General features: G+C 37.5%; 17 protein-coding genes. 9 read left to right on the top strand and 8 right to left on the bottom strand.

Annotation, left to right across the window (positions count from 1 at the left end):
* Window positions 1-11: 11 nt before the first annotated feature.
* Together H4J38_RS11120 and H4J38_RS11115 are read right to left on the bottom strand one after the other, a co-directional pair.
* Window positions 12-446, bottom strand: coding sequence for a response regulator (locus tag H4J38_RS11120; protein ID WP_182131845.1), 435 nt, complete (start codon window positions 444-446; stop codon window positions 12-14).
* A gap of 54 nt (window positions 447-500) precedes the next feature.
* Window positions 501-2276, bottom strand: a complete 1776-nt coding sequence (locus H4J38_RS11115; protein WP_182131844.1) for a CHASE domain-containing protein — start codon at window positions 2274-2276, stop codon at window positions 501-503.
* A 662-nt stretch (window positions 2277-2938) separates the two neighbouring features.
* Here H4J38_RS11115 and H4J38_RS11110 point away from each other — a divergent pair.
* On the top strand, window positions 2939-3574 hold the full coding sequence (locus H4J38_RS11110) for a phospholipid-binding protein MlaC (protein ID WP_182131843.1): 636 nt from the start codon (window positions 2939-2941) through the stop codon (window positions 3572-3574).
* A 255-nt stretch (window positions 3575-3829) separates the two neighbouring features.
* A complete protein-coding gene (locus H4J38_RS11105) occupies window positions 3830-4504 on the top strand; it encodes a mechanosensitive ion channel family protein (RefSeq protein WP_182131842.1) in 675 nt (224 codons plus the stop codon).
* Between the two features lie 226 nt (window positions 4505-4730).
* Here the strand turns inward: H4J38_RS11105 and H4J38_RS11100 are convergent, their stop codons facing one another.
* From H4J38_RS11100 to rimK, 4 genes are read right to left on the bottom strand one after another with little or no spacing between them, the layout of a single operon-like run.
* Complete coding sequence (locus tag H4J38_RS11100) at window positions 4731-5618, bottom strand: mechanosensitive ion channel family protein (RefSeq protein ID WP_182131841.1); 888 nt, start codon at window positions 5616-5618, stop codon at window positions 4731-4733.
* A gap of 17 nt (window positions 5619-5635) precedes the next feature.
* Window positions 5636-6067, bottom strand: a complete 432-nt coding sequence (locus H4J38_RS11095) for an ATP-dependent zinc protease (RefSeq protein WP_182131840.1) — start codon at window positions 6065-6067, stop codon at window positions 5636-5638.
* Between the two features lie 16 nt (window positions 6068-6083).
* Complete coding sequence (locus tag H4J38_RS11090) at window positions 6084-7106, bottom strand: succinylglutamate desuccinylase/aspartoacylase family protein (protein ID WP_182131839.1); 1023 nt, start codon at window positions 7104-7106, stop codon at window positions 6084-6086.
* Between the two features lie 5 nt (window positions 7107-7111).
* Window positions 7112-8017, bottom strand: a complete 906-nt coding sequence (gene rimK, locus H4J38_RS11085) for a 30S ribosomal protein S6--L-glutamate ligase (RefSeq protein WP_182131838.1) — start codon at window positions 8015-8017, stop codon at window positions 7112-7114.
* Window positions 8018-8153: 136 nt separating this feature from the next.
* On the opposite strand from rimK, the gene H4J38_RS11080 reads away from it, so the two are divergent.
* The 3 genes from H4J38_RS11080 to H4J38_RS17465 all read left to right on the top strand — a co-directional run bounded on the left by H4J38_RS11080 (window position 8154) and on the right by H4J38_RS17465 (window position 9694).
* The gene (locus tag H4J38_RS11080; protein ID WP_182131837.1) at window positions 8154-8999 is read left to right on the top strand and encodes a LysR family transcriptional regulator; all 846 of its coding nucleotides are present in this window, start codon (window positions 8154-8156) and stop codon (window positions 8997-8999) included.
* Between the two features lie 193 nt (window positions 9000-9192).
* Window positions 9193-9489, top strand: a complete 297-nt coding sequence (locus tag H4J38_RS17060; protein WP_220465515.1) for a GAF domain-containing protein — start codon at window positions 9193-9195, stop codon at window positions 9487-9489.
* Window positions 9490-9511: 22 nt separating this feature from the next.
* Window positions 9512-9694 (top strand): diguanylate cyclase, encoded by a 183-nt coding sequence (locus H4J38_RS17465; protein WP_404842613.1) that lies wholly within the window; start codon window positions 9512-9514, stop codon window positions 9692-9694.
* Window positions 9695-9983: 289 nt separating this feature from the next.
* On the opposite strand, the gene H4J38_RS11070 is transcribed toward H4J38_RS17465, so the two are convergent.
* Together H4J38_RS11070 and H4J38_RS11065 are read right to left on the bottom strand one after the other, a co-directional pair.
* Window positions 9984-10367: a VOC family protein gene (locus H4J38_RS11070; protein ID WP_182131836.1), complete on the bottom strand. Its 384-nt coding sequence runs from the start codon at window positions 10365-10367 to the stop codon at window positions 9984-9986.
* Between the two features lie 443 nt (window positions 10368-10810).
* Window positions 10811-11677 (bottom strand): LysR substrate-binding domain-containing protein, encoded by an 867-nt coding sequence (locus H4J38_RS11065; RefSeq protein WP_182131835.1) that lies wholly within the window; start codon window positions 11675-11677, stop codon window positions 10811-10813.
* Window positions 11678-11918: 241 nt separating this feature from the next.
* Between H4J38_RS11065 and H4J38_RS11060 the strand changes: the two genes are divergently transcribed.
* From H4J38_RS11060 to H4J38_RS11045, 4 genes are all read left to right on the top strand, one after another.
* Entirely contained in the window at window positions 11919-13049 is a 1131-nt protein-coding gene (locus tag H4J38_RS11060) for an S-(hydroxymethyl)glutathione dehydrogenase/class III alcohol dehydrogenase (protein ID WP_220465513.1), read from the top strand.
* 88 nt (window positions 13050-13137) lie between these two features.
* Window positions 13138-13977, top strand: coding sequence for an S-formylglutathione hydrolase (gene fghA, locus H4J38_RS11055; protein WP_182131834.1), 840 nt, complete (start codon window positions 13138-13140; stop codon window positions 13975-13977).
* Between the two features lie 259 nt (window positions 13978-14236).
* Window positions 14237-14383, top strand: a complete 147-nt coding sequence (locus tag H4J38_RS11050) for a hypothetical protein (RefSeq protein WP_182131833.1) — start codon at window positions 14237-14239, stop codon at window positions 14381-14383.
* 279 nt (window positions 14384-14662) lie between these two features.
* Complete coding sequence (locus tag H4J38_RS11045; protein ID WP_182131832.1) at window positions 14663-18112, top strand: M36 family metallopeptidase; 3450 nt, start codon at window positions 14663-14665, stop codon at window positions 18110-18112.
* Window positions 18113-18277: the final 165 nt, after the last annotated feature.

The raw sequence follows: 18277 nt of genomic DNA, 5'->3' as shown, positions 1-18277 counted from the left end.
GCAATAAAGGGTTAATTTGTTTTATCTTCTGGAAAATGGACTATTTTCCAATAGCCTTCGAGCATTGCTACTATATCTAAAAAACCTTCACCAACTTCTTCTTTTACAAAGTAGCCTGCAATATTTTTTTGGTAGCTAGCTGTCATATCTTCATCTGATTTTGACGTTGTTAAAACAAAAACAATACTTTTAGCCAATTCTGGGTCTTGTCGAATTTCAGCTAAAAACTCTAAGCCATTTAACCGCGGCATTTGTAAATCAAGCAATATAATGTAAGGTGATGGTATAGCACCGCTGCGCAGCATCTCAAGGCCTTCAAGACCGTCAGTTGCTCTGATCATTTCATTGCCTATGAACATTTTTTTAAATGCACGTGTAATAGACATAGCATCAATATCATCATCTTCAATTAAGAAGAGTGTTACTTCTCTTGATTTAGCCGTCATTTTATACCCACTTAACTTAACTTAACTAATTTAAGAACCGAATTACTTTAGTTATTATTCTGTTGTCATCGGCCATATCACTACTATGGTGGTTCCTCTGATACCGTCAGATTCGATAATTAAACTGCCACCGTAATGTTCAATGGTTTTTTTGGATAATGACAAGCCCATACCACTGCCTTCGACCTTATCCCTAGGTCGCAAAGTTTGAAACATTTCAACCGCTTTATCAAATAATTCGCTTGGAATACCAGGGCCGTCGTCTTCCACACTAATATGGTGCATGTTATCGACGGCTTTATAAGATATTTTGATATGGCCAGTTAATTTATCGTGATGCTTTATAGCATTTGATATTAGGTTTCTAAGCACAATTTCTATCGGCGTTCTAGGTATAAGTAATACCTGCTTGTCTACTGATAAATCAAACGCTTTTGGGTGATCTAATAAACTAAAAATTTCCTGTGCTGTTGCTTTTAAGTCTAATGGATTGGCTTTATATTCATGTCGGCCAATACGAGCGTAATCGAGTAAATCATCAAGTAATTTATTCATTCTTTCACTGCGATTATTAAGCAACTTTAAATGTTCTTTAGAGCTGTCAGGCAATATTTTTTCACAATCTTCACTTATCCAACTGATTAATTTTCGTATGGCATTTAGCGGAGACTTTAAGTCATGAGAAGCAACGTAGGCAAATTGTTCAAGATCTTGGTTTGACTTAATTAGACGTCGAGTATTAATTTTTAGCTCTCGAGTAATTTCGTCACCATATGCCAGTGCTTGTTTGTTTGATCTTGATAGTACAATAAATAAGGCTAATAATAAAAGATCAATGGCGATACCGCCAGCCAATATAAAGTAGGGTTGATTTGAACCTGAAGCATCTCGAAAGTATAAATTTGAACTGATAGTGAATTGCCAAACTCGACCATAAAATTTGACATCGGTTTTTTGAATAAATAAAGGTTCAGGGTCAATTTTATTTTCATTATCCATGTCATTATCCATGTCATTATACAATGACTGACCCGCGTCGCTAATTTTTAAACTAACATGGCGTTGATCTATCGATAATGTGCCTGAAATAAGTTTAGACATAATAAAAGGTGCATATGCCACACCCAATATCGACTGCTGACGTGTAGTAACTGAGTTGTGCACCATACCTTTTTTATAAAAAGGGGCATAAAATAGAAAGCCAGGTGTTTTTTTCGCGTCTTGCACTAAAGTAATTGGGCCGGTTAACTGCGCTAAGCCAGTATCTCGGGCATTTTTAACGCCAAAATATCTGTTTTTTTCAAACGCTACATCTAAACCAACAGCTTGTTTGTTGGATGATAATGGCTCAATGTAGGTTATAGGCCAGAGCTCATCTTCATTGTGAGATGGTTTTATGGCAAAATTTGGACGGGTTTGTTGTTGTGCTCGAATAAAACTATTTCGCTCTTCATGTTTGACGTTATAAATTAAGCCTAGACCGTTAATGCCAGGGTAAGTTTTGTCTATTCGAAGACTATTACTATAGTTTTGCCATTTCTGGTTAGTAATGTCGCCTTCGCTTGCATCAACATAGGCAACAGCGCTCCATAATGCGTGTTCATAAAGCTGCATTCTCTCTTTAACAAGTTCTATTACGTGTAAAGATTCACGCTCAAAACGTTCAGCTATTCTTTTATTAACTTGCTCTGAGGCAATGTACCAGGCCCCAATAGTTAATATCGATGAAAGCGCTAATATTAACCAATGAATACCGTGAAATTGGCTTGAATCAATTAACTTCTGCCGTTGTATATCGGCATGTGTTAGTTCAGTCACGCTAGTTTTCATTAATTTTTTCTCTATATGTTGTGTTAAATACTTAAAGTAAAAACCACCTGGTTCTTGGTACAAAAAATAAATACACGTGCTTTAAATTATATTAGTAATGCAGCTAAGGCTATTTTCGCTAAATTTCGATATTAGTTACTGTTGGTTACATTAACCTTAAAAACTTGAAATATAATTAAACTAATAACAAAATTAACTATATCATTAAGATAATATAAAAATAAGTTTATTACTAGGACCTTGATTTATAAAGATAATGACGTCAGCGCCAATACCAATGTTAGACTAAACCAATGTTAGACTAATTTTAGCTAAATTATGGCTGTTTTTTCAACTAATTAATCACGGTCAATAACCATCATTCTATTTTAGATTACGCGCAAAGTTAGCTAAAGGATCAATCCGGGTAAATTTAGGTTAATGTTCTATTGAATAATTTGTGATGAAAGCTACCTAGTTTTAGGTGTTTGTTTAGCTTTAGTACAGCTTAACTCCAACAACTTTACTGCTTATATCACTTAAATACTCATTAATTAGCTGATGTTTTTGTTACAGCATATGGTTTAATAAATTTATTTGATTAGACTGGATAAATTAAAGCGTTTGCTAGCTTGGCGTGAATCACTATAATCGTACTTATACATTATTTATTGAGCACTAAAATGAAAACCAAACGGGCGTTCAACACTAATTTAACCAGTGTTGTTATTATTACAATGGCACTTTTAATTTCAGCGACTGTTTTTGCGTCATCTGACGATGCTAAAATAAAAGTAAATATGGTATTTAGTCAGGTTGAAGTTTCACTAATTAAATTAAAGCAAACCCATACCTTAACCAAGGCAAATATAAGAGATGTTTTAAATAAGTATTTGTTGCCCGAGGTTGACGCAAAATACTTTACTTATAAAGTGCTGAATAAAAATATGGCTAAAGTGCCGGAAGAGCTTAGAGAGTCTTTTGTCACTGAATTATCACTACAACTTATTAACACTTATAGTAATTTATTAAATAAATATAATAATGAAGTGATTAATGTCGGCCAAAGCACGCTTTCTAAAAGTGGTAAAATGGCAATGGTTGATATCACCATTGTCGGAAGCACTAAAACTAATAAAGCTGTTGTGAAGTTATTGCAGTCAAATGAACAAACTTGGCTGTTCTTTGATATTGAGGTTGAGGGCATAAGTTTACTGCAAACAAAACAAGCTGAATTAAATGCTAGTTTTAACAAGCTAGGTGTAGAAGGTACTTTATTACACCTACAAAAAATCAATCAAAAAGTGGTTGATGGCTAACTAACGTCAAGTTGACTTAAAGCTTATTTAGTCTAAGGCTAAGTTGGCTAAAGATTTAGCTGACTCAAGGTTTAGTCGTCATCAAACACTAATAAGGTAATTATTATTTTATATATTGAAACTGTTATTGAATTTTTATTGCTACATAAATTTATACTAACGGTATTGCTTTTTATTGCTTTTTATAGCTTAAAAGCGGTAACGATTAAGCTAATAAAACGAAAATCGAAAAAGAGTAAAAGATTAAAAATTAATATGGTAAATAACATATTTACTTTGTTAGTTATTGTTTTTATTTTTAACATTTGGTCGAGTGAAATTCAACGATTTGCTTTTTCAATCGCGGCATTCATTGTCGCTATTGTGCTTGCAACGAGAGAGTTTATACAATGCTTTATAGGTTTTGTATATATTTTAACCAGTCGACCATTCCGCATTGGCGATTGGATACAAGTGGGTAAATATTATGGTGAAGTTCACTCCAATGACTGGGCTAAACTAACACTTCTAGAAGTTAATAAACACGATTATCAGTACACAGGTAAAACTTTGTATGTGCCTAATAGTCAGCTAATTACGTCAGTTATAAAGAACCTAAATTTTTTAAAACGTTATGCGATGCACCATTTCACTATCGTTCGTGATGACAGTGTTAATCCTTTTATTTTTATTGATACTTTGCACGAAAAGGCAAACTTGTATTGTATCGAATTTAAAGAGGTTGCTATGCGTTACAATCAACTAATAGAAAATCGTCTAGACATTAGCATTGCCGGCCCTGAGCCTCATATTCAAGTGTCTACTTCTGAACTCGGAGATACCCAGGTAGTGTTTTCTATTTTCTGCCCAACAGAAAAAGCATTAGGAATAGAACAAAAACTTACTGCTGATTTTATGCAACTGTGGTTCGAAAATAAAAAAGTTGAGTAACATCTTTTTGAATTTAGGTGCATTATTTCAGCCTAGCCTTAGCCCTAGTCGAGTTATAGTTTAGCCTTGGTGCAGAGCTCTTAATGTTATACGATGATTTTTGAACTCAGGTTACATTATAAGATATAAATAAGCTTATTTGACTTGTCATAGATAATTACCGACCGATCAAATAAGCTTATGCTGTTGTTAGACTTAAGCGGATTTACTGCAAACGTATTTATTATTAGTACGATTTTGACTCGCTATTAATTAATTTTAGCGAACCGTCGATATGTATGTCACGTTGTGGGTAAGCGACTACAATATCATTTTGTTCAAATAATTCTTCCAAACGAAATCTAACATTACTTTTAGCAATTCTTAAACCACTTTCAACTCTTGAGCTGATCCAAAAAGTGACTTCGAACATTAAAGCGTTATCACCAAAGTCGTCGAATGTTACTAAAGGTTTTGGCTCTTTAAGTGCTTCAACTTGCTCAGTTGTTGCTTGCATTATCAACTCGGCGACTTTTTTAGCTGGCGAGCCATAAGCAACACCGACTTTAACCGAACACCTGACAAATTGATCTACTAAGGTCCAGTTAACCACAGTATTTTCGAGTAATTTGCTGTTAGGTATTAATAAGTGCACACCATCTACTCGTTTTATACGAGTGGAGCGGGTATTAATTTCTTCGACAAGCCCCTTAGCATCTTCAATTTCTAAAAAGTCGCCAATACGAATAGGGCGCTCCCACATTAATATCCAACCACTGATAAAGTTATTGATAATATTCTGTGCACCAAAACCAAAGCCGATAGCAATGGCGCCAGATAAAAATGCAAAAGCGGCAATCGGCACATTGATAAAGTCTAATATGCTAATAATTATGACCGTTATTGCTATGACGAATAAAATTCGTTCCACTAAATGAATAACATTAGGGTCGATTTTTTTATTTCTTAAGCGATTACTGATCAACCTAATTAACCACTTACTTAACAATAAACCGATACCAATGAGCAAGGGGATAAAAAGAATATCACCTAAGGTCACCGATTGTTCTGACACGGTAATAATATTGTATGAGAGTATAGATTTTATTTGTTCTATTGCCTGTTCAATTGTCATATTAACGCCTCAATAAGTTATGAACTTACAAATACCTTTGATGGATCGACAAGGAATTTATTACCAATAGCCTCGCGGCCAAATAACATTAAGTAACTCATATCAGAGCGATCTGTTAAGGTAATTTCAATAGGCCAAAGTGTATCACCCAGTTGAACCGGTGTTGAAATTACATAACGTTGCTCAGAGGTACCATTGGAAGATTTAACTCTTCTTATGTCATGAATGGGTGCTTCACAAGAAACTATTTCTTCAACATTATAGACATCAGGGTGCAGGTCAAACTTGACCATTATTTTGCCATTTTTTTTAAATTTAACAATATTGTCAACATGCAATGAGGAGGTTTTAGCTCCCGTGTCAACGCGCACCTGTATATCTGTTATTGCTAACTCAGGTAGCGCAATAGTTTCCAAACGGCCAATAATTGCTTTTTGATTTATAGTCATATTACGTTACCTTCCTTTACATGCTGCTTTGCGGTAATAAATTGTCTTGAGAACTCTCTATTTGCTGGGAGATATGTTTATCATCTTCTTCAAAATAGGCTATATGGAACATAGCTTCACCTTCTTGTACCAAAGGGATATTTTGTTGACCAATTAATATACCGGCTCTGCTTGCCGTAACTACATCTAAAATGTCGCCATACGGGCTACCAATTTCAGCTAAAACATCACCTTTTTTAATTTGGTCGCCCAACTTAACGCGGTGATTGACAATACCACTACCATTCGCTCGCAACCATTGACTGCTGTTAGCTACAAACGGCGCTATTACTTTTTTACGCGTAGTTGAAGCTTTACGCATACCTAAATGTTTTAACACGTTAGTAATGCCTTTCATGCCGGCACGGATTGAATACTCATCAAAACGTAGGGCTTCACCTGCTTCATACAGTAGTACTTTGGTTTTATGTTTTACTGCTGCTTCTCTAAGAGAACCATCAATAATGTTTGAATTTAATACTACCGGCACGCCAAAGACCATGGCTAATTCTTTGGTTTGCTCACAGGATAAATCAGCGCGAATTTGCGGTAAGTTTGAGCGATGAATTGCCCCTGTGTGTAGATCAATGCCGTAATCACAATGCTTAACAATTTCATTAAGAAAAATATGCGCTACACGACCCGCCAACGAACCTTTCGCTGAGCCAGGAAAACAACGGTTAAGATCTCTACGGTCGGGCATATAACGGCTTTGATTCACTACGCCATATACATTGACCATAGGCACAGCTATTAATGTGCCATGCGTGATCTTAAATTTCTTTTCGCTGATTAATCGACGAATAATTTCTATACCATTTAACTCATCGCCGTGAACCGCAGCACTAATAAAAATTGTAGGACCTGGTTTTTTGGCGCGAATTATATGAACCGGTAATGAAACGTCAGCATCGGTATATAACTTGGCGACAGGCAAGTCTATTTTGCGCTGTTCGCCGGGTAATATTTCAAATTCACCTATTTTTAAAATATCCTTCATTAACCTTATCCTTTACCACGAGTTTTATTGGCATGTGGTTTGGCATTTTTTTCTAAAAATTCAAAAATCATACCGGCAATATTTTTACCTGTTGCTTTTTCAATGCCTTCTAAGCCTGGAGATGAATTAACTTCCATCACCATAGGACCATTTTGTGAACGCAATAAATCTACACCACACATATTCAATCCCATGGCTTTTGCCGCTAAAATTGCTGTTTCTCGCTCTGCTTTTGATAATTTAACAACTTCAGCACTGCCGCCGCGATGCAAGTTAGAGCGGAACTCACCTTCTGCGCCTTGTCGTTTCATGGCCGCAACAACTTTACCACCAATAACTAAACAACGAATATCAGCACCGCCAGCTTCTTTAATAAACTCTTGCACTAATATATTGGCTTTTAATCCCATAAACGCTTCAATGATTGCTTCTGCAGCTTTTGCTGTATCTGCTAAAACCACACCAATACCTTGTGTACCTTCTAGTAATTTAATTACTACAGGTGCGCCACCAACATTTTTGATTAAATCTTTGGCATTATCAGGTTTACTGGCAAAACCAGTACGAGGCATACCTATACCTTTACGTGATAATAGTTGTAATGAACGTAGCTTATCTCGTGAACGACTAATAGCGACAGACTCATTAATATTAAAGGTGCCCATCATTTCAAATTGTCGAGCAACGGCAGTACCGTAAAATGTTACTGAAGCACCAATACGTGGAATAATCGCATCGTACATAGGTAATTCTTTACCGTGATAACGTACTTTTGAGTTGCTGCTGGTGATATCCATATAACAATGTAAAGTGTCAATAACATCCACTTCATGTCCCATTGCTTCACCTGCTTCTTTTAAGCGTTTTGTAGAATAAAGATTCTTATTTCTTGATAATATTGCTACTTTCATAATTGCTGCCTGACTATTTCACTTTTATTATTAAAAGTGATGTAAAAATGTAACTAGAGTGTATAGTCAGCGCTTAAAATAATAAAACGCAATATTTTGGCTAGTTTAATCAAAAAAATTGATTAGAAGAGGTTTTATGAAATTTGAATTATTAACAACATTTTTGGAAGTGAGCCGAACATTACATTTTAGAATCGCTTCTGAAAATTTATTTATTACCCAATCTGCCGTTAGTGCACGTATAAAGTTATTAGAAGATGACTTGGGGGTTTTGCTGTTTGATCGCAGCCACAAGCATTTGAAATTGACTACTGAAGGCCATAGGCTAATAAAACATGCCAATGAAATTATTTTTATGTGGCAAAAAACTAAGCACGATGTTGGTGTGGCAGAACATGATGCCCAACAACTTGCCATTGGCTCAATTAACTCTATCTGGGATATCGTTTTACAAGGTTGGTTGCAAAAAATTCATCGTAATTTAGACAGTGTTAGTTTATTTACCAGCACATATTCGCCCATGGAGTTAAGAAAAAATGTTATTAACCGTACGATTGACATTGCATTTTTATTCGAACCGCCATTTATCGAAGATTTAGTGACAGTAAAAGTAGCAACTGTGCCCTTGCATTTAGTGACATCTGACCCTGAACATATAGAAGGTATGAATGTAGATAATTACATTATGGTAGACTATGGTGAGTCGGTTAATGCCCTCCATATGCGTGAATCTCAAGATTCTGCGCCGGCTAAACACTTTATGAGCCAACCACGTATTGCCTTAAATTATATTTTACAAGCGGGTGGAAGCGCACACTTGCCAAGGCAAATGACTTTTGAACAAGTAGAAGCGAATAATTTGTTCGTTGTGGAAAGTGCACCCGTTTATCATCGAGAAATATTTGCTGTGTACCTAGCTAAAAGTCAAAAAACCGAAATCATAAAACAAGCGATAGATTTATTTCCGCATTTATCTATTTAGAATGGTTACTACGATTTTAACTATTAACTGACTGACATGGTTTTAAATTCTAATTTAGCTAAAATAAATGTATTTCGGCTAACCGTATTTTTAATCAACACACGTAAGAAAGCTTTGATCGACTGACCCGAATGGCACAAAGAATGTTTAATGTGCCATTTTTCTTGGTGAGTTTAATAGATAAAGATCGTCAGTGGCGCAAGTCTTGTGCACTCGCGCAGGTAATAAACGCGATATTACTTTTTGTGCTCATGCTATTTTAGGTAACGAAGTTTTTATTGTTCCTAATACTTTAAAAGACGAGCGTTTTGCCGATAACCTTTTGGTTATAAATGAGCCTAATGTACGCTTTTATGCAGGTTGTTCTTTAAGAACGAAAAATGGCTGTAAATTAGGCACGCTTTGTATTATAGATCAAAAGCCAAGGCAGTTTGACGCCGAAGATATTCAGGCGTTGAGTGATCTGGTGGCGACGGTAGAAGGGAATTAACTGCAATTCAAATGGCGACTAGCTGACAAAAATTTATAATCGTTGTAGCTTTATGATGTTAACTGAATATATTATAAACAGTGCAATTCGCCACAAAACAGCTGAAACTTTAATCTTCTTCGATTTGGATAAATTTAAAGACATTAATGATACTTATGGACATGCAGAAGGTGACACTTTGATGTTTGAGGCAAAACATAACTAAGTTCAAATCTATTATTGAGCATTAGGCTCCATAACATGAATTTAAATATCAATGGATTAACCTTAACTTTATTAAGGGATTTTTTTTCGTTTCTCAATATTGGTGGATTCCTCCTATCTAACTATATTAATTGATAATTCTAGTTTTTAACCTCGGTTTTTTGATTATAAATTTGCTACAATCATTGCAAAAATCATTTCTGATTAAAATAAAAAGCACCGAGAAATCGGTGCTTTTTGACTGTTTTCTAATAACTGTTTTTAATCGCGCTAAGTGACTTACGCCAACCTTAAACGGCTTTAAAGCAATATACAGCAAGTTTGTTACCGTCTAAATCACGTGTGTATGCAGCATAAGCATTAGGAGCCCAATCGCGAGTACCAGGTGCGCCTTCATCAGGACAACCAGCCGCTAAGGCAGCAGCGTGAAAAGCGTTGATAGCAGCGCGGTTAGGTGCTTCGAAGCTAACTGTAACACCATTACCAACACTCGCTGGTTGGCCATTTGCTGGCTTTAAAACAAAGAATGAAGGTGCGTCTACGCCCCAGATTGATCCGTTTTCATTTAAATCAGCAATACGTTTAAGGCCAAGTGTGCTTAAAACGTTATCATAGAAGGCGCGAGCCTTGTTTAAATCTTTTGTACCGACTGTTACATGAGTAAATACGCTCATTTGTGTTCTCCGTTAAAGTATAAAGTAATTATTTGCTTATCGAATATAGCGCATACACATTCTTTAAATGGCTACCGTTCGTTTCGATGGAGGTATAATATACCTTTCCTCCTAAATGATAATCACATCAAATGTAAAAGTACTTTTACTGTGTCGTAATAGTTGTATGAAAAGTTAGTTAGGTAGGTAATATTAGGCTGAGTTATCCGCAGATAGACTAGGCTAAGCCTTAGCTAATGCATACAGACCTGGCAGAGCTAAGTTGTCGATTGTGGTTTCCACACGTTTAGTTGCAGGTGATTATGTTTGACTATTTATAATAGTAGTCTATCGCTAAACTACTTTAAAAATCATCTCGTCTTGATGTTTGCCATGTTACAGATGATGCTTTGCCTTGAAACTGACTTACTAAGTTAGTTGTGCTGACACGAAAATAAATAACATCAAAGCAACTGCTCAGCCAAGTAGTCCACCAGCAATCTTATTCTCGGTGATAAATGACGATTTTGTGGATAGATCGCCCATATACCTTCATCGGGGGCACGGTAATTGTCTAATAGAGAGATTAGCTTGCCACTTTGTAGATGCTCCTGAACATAATAATCAGGTAATTGTACTATACCTAGGCCCTTCAAGGCTGCATCGGTTAAGCAATGACCATTGTTATAACGCAGCCGACCTTTTACCCGGATACTTTTTTCTTTACCTAATTCACTAAAATGCCAATAATCAGGAGTGCCTAATAAACAGCTGTGTTTACTCAGCTCTGATATAGAATGGGGTATGCCATGAGTGTCGAGATAACGAGGAGAAGCGCAAACAAAGTTGCTGCGTGTACCTAATTTTTTTGCCATCATTGACGAGTCACTTAACTTGCCAAGGCGGATAGCTAAATCATAACCGTCTTCTGATAAGTCGATTTGTCGGTTACTTAAATAAGCTGACACTTCAACATCACTATGTTGCTTTACAAAATCATTTACCAACGGCAATATTTGTTTTTCACCATAGGTTACCGGTGCCGTTAATTTAATTTTACCTTGAGGTTTTGACTGTAAGTTGGTTATTGCTCGTTCTGCTGCATCTAGGCCATCGAGCACACTGCGACAGTGTTGATAAAAAACTCGTCCTTCTTCCGTTAAAGAGACTTTGCGTGTAGTACGGTAAAATAATTTTATATTAAGGCGTTTTTCTAAAGCACTTATTTGACGGCTAACCTGCGCGGTTGATATCTCCATTTTTTTTGAAGCCAATGTAAAACTTTCATTCTCTGCGACATAAACAAATTCGCTAATACCTTCCCATTGCATGATTGTTACCTATATGTACAAGTTATTTTACAAATTAGCATATTATCATCCCCTAGGAAATAAATATAATAAGCCCAGTTAAAACATAAACTCTGTTGTTATTATTACTAAACAGTAAAAGTGAATTACATTTTAGGTGCATTATCATCATTAAGTAAAGGGAGTAGACTAGCCCTATATTGGAAATTTGTCTTTGTGCGAAACCATTAAAATATCAATCAATTTAAAAGTGAGAATAAATATGTCAGATAAATTTATTAAATCTAAAGCCGCTATTGCTTGGGGTCCTAAGCAACCCTTATCTATCGAAGAAGTCGATGTAATGTTACCGCGCAAAGGCGAAGTGTTAGTTAAAGTGATCGCCTCGGGCGTATGTCATACCGATGCTTTTACGTTATCAGGTGATGACCCAGAAGGGATTTTTCCGGTAATTTTAGGCCACGAAGGCGGTGGTATTGTTGAGCAAATTGGTGAAGGTGTTACTAGTGTTCAAGTCGGCGACCATGTTATTCCTTTATACACACCAGAGTGTGGCGAATGTAAATTCTGTTTATCGGGTAAAACTAACCTGTGTCAAAAAATTCGTGAAACTCAAGGTAAAGGTTTAATGCCTGATGGCACCACACGCTTTTATAAAGACGGCCAGCCAATTTTCCATTATATGGGCTGTTCTACGTTTTCTGAATACACTGTATTACCTGAGATTTCATTAGCGAAAGTGAATAAAGACGCGCCACTTGAAGAAGTTTGTTTACTCGGCTGTGGTGTTACTACCGGCATGGGCGCTGTAATGAATACAGCGAAAGTTGAAGAGGGCGCAACCGTTGCCATTTTTGGTCTTGGTGGTATTGGTTTATCAGCAGTGATTGGCGCAACGATGGCAAAAGCAGGTCGTATCATTGCCATTGATATTAACGAAAGTAAATTTGAGTTAGCGAGAAAGTTAGGCGCTACGGATTGTATTAATCCGAAAGATTATGACAAGCCTATTCAAGACGTGATTGTTGAATTAACAGATGGCGGTGTTGATTACTCGTTTGAATGTGTCGGTAACGTGAACCTGATGCGCTCTGCGTTAGAGTGTTGTCATAAAGGTTGGGGCGAATCAGTAGTGATTGGTGTTGCTGGTGCAGGTCAAGAAATTTCCACCCGTCCGTTCCAACTTGTGACAGGGCGTGTATGGAGAGGTTCAGCATTTGGCGGTGTTAAAGGTCGTACTGAATTACCTGATTACGTAGAGCGTTATTTAGCTGGTGAATTTAAATTAAGTGACTTTATTACCCATACCATGGCGCTTGAAGATATTAATGAAGCGTTTGATTTGATGCACAGAGGCGAAAGTATCCGCACTGTTATTCATTTCGACAAATAAGCGTCATTTTGATAAGTAAGAGTAGTTAAGCTAAGTAATTACAAGCTCTATTAAGAGAGCTTGTAATTACGCGTTTTGAGGTTTTACCATGACAATCGAAAATATCAGTGTAAACAAAAGTTTTGGTGGCTGGCAGAAGCAATATAGTCATCAATCGAAAACATTAAATTGTGCAATGCGCTTTGCTATTTACTTGCCACCGCAAGTTTCCAATGGCGAAAAAGTACCTGTGTTGTACTGGCTTTCTGGCTTAACGTGTACCGATGAAAACTTTATGCAAAAAGCCGGTGCACAGCGCATGGCTGCAGAATTAGGTATCGCGATTGTGGCGCCAGATACTAGCCCGCGTGGTGAAGGTGTTGCCAATGATGAAGGTTATGATTTAGGTATGGGCGCAGGGTTTTATGTTAATGCGACCCAAGCGCCTTGGAATCGTCATTACCAGATGTACGACTACGTGGTGAATGAGTTACCCGCCATCATTGAAGCCGCATTTCCGGTATCAAATAAACGTGCCATTAGTGGACATTCAATGGGTGGACATGGTGCATTAACCATTGGCTTGCTAAACCCTGAACGTTATAGCTCAATGTCGGCATTTAGCCCGATTTGTAATCCAGTTAACGCGCCATGGGGCAAAAAAGCTTTTACCGCTTATTTAGGCAAAGACAAAGCCACTTGGCACAACCATGATGCCAGTGAATTGATGCGCAAAGCGAAACAGTTTATTCCTACTAAGGTTGACCAAGGTGGCGCGGATGATTTTCTTAGCGAGCAGTTAAAGCCTGAAGCTTTAGAAGCTGCAGCAAAAGTTAATGGTTACCCGTTAGCATTGGCTATTCACGAAGGTTATGATCACAGTTACTATTTTATTTCATCATTTATTGAAGAACATTTGCGCTTCCATGCACAGCACTTAAATAAATAACATCGAGACTAATTTTTCTATTGAAATAACGGTATTTTACCTGCTAATTTGCTCGGCTGTTGAACTTTATAACAACAGTCGAGCGCTTATCTTATCTAACTGTGCCAATATTCAGGCGGCAATTAACTCCGTGCTGTTATCGACATTAATCAGTTATTAAGTTTTGTTACTACCGCATTATTTATGGCTATTTTGCCGTTAAAGTACGTAGATATCTAACGGATTGTTTAACCCATAATAACTATTGAAGGATTTAAAAATGAAAGCAACATATCGTTTATGTCGATTGATGAGCGCGATAGCAATTTTATCGGCGTTATTTGCGCCATTTTTATTATTTATCATTACAGGTAATGAAAACTTATTTGGTCACTATAACCATAATATTTGGTCAAGTTACCAATAATTACTTAGGTTACAGTGACCTAGGGTCATTATCTTTAGCTCCTTTTATGCCTCCTAAAGTTTGCCATTAAGATGTTAATGGTAAGATACAAGTATGTTGAAAATTTGAATAAATAGCACTAGGGGTTTTTACCTAACTTGAGTGGGGGGAACACCCGATTAACCTTTGTTGAAAAAGTGGGCACTGTGGAGAGGTGAATTACTTTCTTACCCATAAAGTGGCCATGAACGTTTGAATATTTTCACGTTTATAGCTGCAAAAAATATAAAGGTTATTAAGATGAAAACTACACTACTCTCTAGCGCTATTGCGTTTGCACTTGCAACACCTTTCACCGTTTTACCCACCGACGCTTATGCTGCTGCAATTACAGACAGCGCTAAAGCGAATCAAATCTTAAATTTTGATGTTGTTGGCGTGCCAACCCTTAATCAACTGCAAGATACAGCGTTTACCAATTTAATGGCATTGAGCACAACACAAGCTCAAGCCATTAACCAGTTTAAAGCGTCAAACCCCAATGCACAGGTTTCAGTGAACGATATGACTGGAACAATCGATGCTATGACGGGTATGGCTATTAAAACTTCGGGTAACTCAGTTGAAAATATGGCGCGCAATTTTATTGCCGACCATCAAGATATTTTTGAAGGTTTGAGCAATGACCAATTACAATTTAATGCTAACCGTTCAAAACCCGCTTTAGGTGGCCAAGTTGTTCGTTTCGACCAAATGGTTAATGGCATTAAAGTTGAAGGTAATGGTGTTGGTGTTGTTATCGATGCAGACAATAATGTTCGTGGTGTTATGGGCCCATATCAAAAAGCCTCTAATCTTGCTAGCCGACCTGAACTTTCTGCAGAAGCTGCGGTATTAGCGGCAAGCCAAAATTTATTACAATTTCAAAAAGACATTCCTGCTGCGGCGTTGGATGTGTTAACACCAGCATTTGAAACTATTGCCACTAAATTAGGCGTATTTAAAACACCTATGCCTGAGTTACGTTTTGTACAAACGGGTGAAGGACATAGTTTAGTTTGGCAGTTCTATTACTATTCAACTAACCCATTTGGTGTTTTTAAATATATGGTTGATGCGCAATCTGGCGACGTACTTTATCGTGAAGATCAAGTACGTACCGCAGAAGGTGATGAACCTACAGATCAATATGCCGATTATTTCCCAACCTTTCCACCGATCACTACTGAATTACAAGACAATTGTGAAATCATAGATGAAGACGGCGGATTAACCGGTCGACCACAAGACTTATTGCGCATTAAATTAAGAAAATTTGATGATACCAACCGCGTAACTGGTGTTGAAGGTGTGTTGACAGGTAAACATGCTCTTATCGGCAGCGCCTTACCAACGAGCTCACCGTTTGCTCAAGCCGCGCTAGGCACTTATTATTTTGATCGTGATGAAGCGTCAGTATATGGCCGTGTCGATGAAAAAGATCATACCACAGGCTCAAAAGTACATTTTGATGGTATCAGCCAGTTTATTTATATTACTAACTTATTGGAATATTTGGATTACTTACACAAAGATGGTGATGCGGTTCATGCGCGCGGTTTTGGTAGTGGTAGTTTTCCGGATCAATACCCAAATGAGTCAACTCCATTAGTGGGCGTTGTGCATATTCCTAATGTTTTAGATGCGCCACAAGACCCTAGTGACCCTGAGTTCCTAAACGACTTGTTAAATTTAGATAATGCCTTTGCTATTCCACTTTCACAAGACGTTAATGGTCAAGAAGTTGTGGTTAACCCAACGTTTTATGGTCACGGTAATCTTTTTAATAACCTAGCGATAGATTTTAGTGTTCCAATTCATGAAGGTACACATGCGACTATTACGCCAATTGCAGGTTTTGAAGGTAGTCCAGAAGGCGGCGCGTTAAACGAAGGTCAAGCGGATTTATGGGCTTATACTATCGGTGAAACTCCTGATTTAGGTACTTATCCGGTTAATGCTTGTAAATTAAGAGATGTATTACGTGAAGGCAATGTTGACCCAGACTCTTTTGAGTATATTCGCAGTGGCCAAAGTCAATTGCGTTATTCTCAATTAGGTACTCGCGGTAACACTTTTGAAGTACACAGAGACGGTGAAATTTATGCCGGCGCAATGTGGGATTTACGTGAATTGATGGTAGAGATGTATCCAGCTAACGACTTTGTGCGCCCTGATCCAGTGACTGGTGAAGCAACGCAAGCGGCTAGCTTAGGTAAAGAAACTTGGGAGCGTATCTTCTTAGGCTCTATGTATGTACTAGGTGTTAGTGCTCCAGATACATTTGTTAAAGCCCGTGATGCGGTGTTAATTGCTGACGCTATGTTATACCCGGCAAATTCAGTTGATGCGAATTCCCTTGGTAGACACCATGCCCTAATTGAACGTGTATATGCTGCTCGTGAATTAGGTAAAAATGCCCAAGCTCCACTTGGCGGCGTACAAATGATTTCAACCGCAGTAAGTGATTTTACTGCCGGTCAAGTAGCTCCTGCAACGCCACAAAATATTGTTGCTGATATTGTGAATCAAGACAGCATTAATGTGACGTGGGATAGTGTTGATAATGTCATTGGTTATCAAGTATTGAAACGTAAAGGAGGCAGCCCAGCGCGTTTATTTGCCGGTGTTCCAGGCCGTGAATATATTGATGGTGATTTGAGTTCAAACGGTTATACCCATGTAGAATTTGTGACAGAGCCTAGCTATTTAGATAAAGGCCAAGGCTTTGGTCGTGGCGCGGGTCAAGGTATTGAAGCTTTTGATTACCAATATGTTGTTCGAGCTATTAAAACGAACGCTTCAGGACAGGTTGGTTTTTCTGACTTATCAGGTACGGCAAAAACTAAACTCAAAGCGAAGAATGTGACTAAGGATGTTCAAGCAAGGATCAGTAATGTGACTTTCTCGCTTAGCGAATTTGCTTTTGATAATACCTTAACTAACAATGGCGCGAAGACACTATTTGGACCTATCAACTTTGATATTGTGTCAATTAGTAGTCCTAACGTTACGGTTAACAACGCTGATAATTCCGGCAGTGGTCAACGTGGTGATAGAGCACGTTTCACCTACGATGAAGCTTTAGCAACTGGTATGGACTCAAGTGCTCGTAATTTAAGCTTTGCTAATCCTTTAGCTGAAATGTTTACTTTTAAAGCGAAAGTATTCGCTAAGATAGAAGGGCAATCACGTGCCGCTAATGGTAGCCAAGTGTCAAATGATACATCTGAAGCTGCAGAACGCGAGGTGGTTTACCATGCTATTTCTGAACATAAAGGTTTAGTAGCAATTGGTACAACTGATGTATTAGTTGCTGATGGCGTTGACTATGTTGATGTTAACTTCACCGCATTAAACAGTGCGACAAGTGCAGTGGCAACCTTAAGTGCAGATGCTGATGTAGGTGGTGCTTACCCAGACCTTGATTTCTCAATGTTGGATAGCGAAGGCAATGTATTAGCTACATCTGGTAATTTAGGCGCGTCAGAGCAAGTAGGTAGCACGGTTGTTGGTGGTGAAACTTACATCTTACGTGTGAAAGGTTATGCGAATGGCCCAACACAATTTACCATTGTACTTGACCAAATGGTGACTGATGCCGCTGATGCGAGTACTGATACAAGTTCAGATAGTTCGCCTGAAGACAGTGGTGTTGAACTAGTTGAGTTTATGGTTAATCCAGTGAACGGTACTATTATTAAGCTTTAAGCTTTAAGCCTTAAGTTAAAATGTAAGCTTTAAATGTTGTAAATTAATAATAGCTCACTCATTATTGAGTGGGCTATTTTTTTGTCTTTAAAAACTGTAACACTAAAAATAGACCCAACAAGTTTCTCATGTTTTATAAAATGGTTTGAAATATGTCATGACATC

Origin of the sequence: Colwellia sp. BRX10-3 (assembly GCF_014077505.1) — a bacterium.
Lineage (GTDB): Bacteria > Pseudomonadota > Gammaproteobacteria > Enterobacterales > Alteromonadaceae > Cognaticolwellia.
Note: the sequence above shows the minus strand (reverse complement) of the source record. Positions and strands in the feature narration are given on the sequence as shown.

Excerpts from the sequence above, each read along its gene's own strand:
- H4J38_RS11065 (WP_182131835.1), bottom strand. The coding sequence starts at position 11,677 with ATGCAATGGGAAGGTATTAGCGAATTTGTTTATGTCGCAGAGAATGAA.
- H4J38_RS11105 (WP_182131842.1), top strand. The coding sequence starts at position 3,830 with ATGGTAAATAACATATTTACTTTGTTAGTTATTGTTTTTATTTTTAAC.
- H4J38_RS11060 (WP_220465513.1), top strand. The coding sequence starts at position 11,919 with ATGTCAGATAAATTTATTAAATCTAAAGCCGCTATTGCTTGGGGTCCT.
- H4J38_RS11115 (WP_182131844.1), bottom strand. The coding sequence starts at position 2,276 with ATGAAAACTAGCGTGACTGAACTAACACATGCCGATATACAACGGCAG.
- H4J38_RS11100 (WP_182131841.1), bottom strand. The coding sequence starts at position 5,618 with ATGACAATTGAACAGGCAATAGAACAAATAAAATCTATACTCTCATAC.
- H4J38_RS11095 (WP_182131840.1), bottom strand. The coding sequence starts at position 6,067 with ATGACTATAAATCAAAAAGCAATTATTGGCCGTTTGGAAACTATTGCG.
- H4J38_RS11120 (WP_182131845.1), bottom strand. The coding sequence starts at position 446 with ATGACGGCTAAATCAAGAGAAGTAACACTCTTCTTAATTGAAGATGAT.
- H4J38_RS11110 (WP_182131843.1), top strand. The coding sequence starts at position 2,939 with ATGAAAACCAAACGGGCGTTCAACACTAATTTAACCAGTGTTGTTATT.
- rimK (WP_182131838.1), bottom strand. The coding sequence starts at position 8,017 with ATGAAAGTAGCAATATTATCAAGAAATAAGAATCTTTATTCTACAAAA.
- H4J38_RS11090 (WP_182131839.1), bottom strand. The coding sequence starts at position 7,106 with ATGAAGGATATTTTAAAAATAGGTGAATTTGAAATATTACCCGGCGAA.
- H4J38_RS11045 (WP_182131832.1), top strand. The coding sequence starts at position 14,663 with ATGAAAACTACACTACTCTCTAGCGCTATTGCGTTTGCACTTGCAACA.
- fghA (WP_182131834.1), top strand. The coding sequence starts at position 13,138 with ATGACAATCGAAAATATCAGTGTAAACAAAAGTTTTGGTGGCTGGCAG.
- H4J38_RS11080 (WP_182131837.1), top strand. The coding sequence starts at position 8,154 with ATGAAATTTGAATTATTAACAACATTTTTGGAAGTGAGCCGAACATTA.
- H4J38_RS11050 (WP_182131833.1), top strand. The coding sequence starts at position 14,237 with ATGAAAGCAACATATCGTTTATGTCGATTGATGAGCGCGATAGCAATT.
- H4J38_RS11070 (WP_182131836.1), bottom strand. The coding sequence starts at position 10,367 with ATGAGCGTATTTACTCATGTAACAGTCGGTACAAAAGATTTAAACAAG.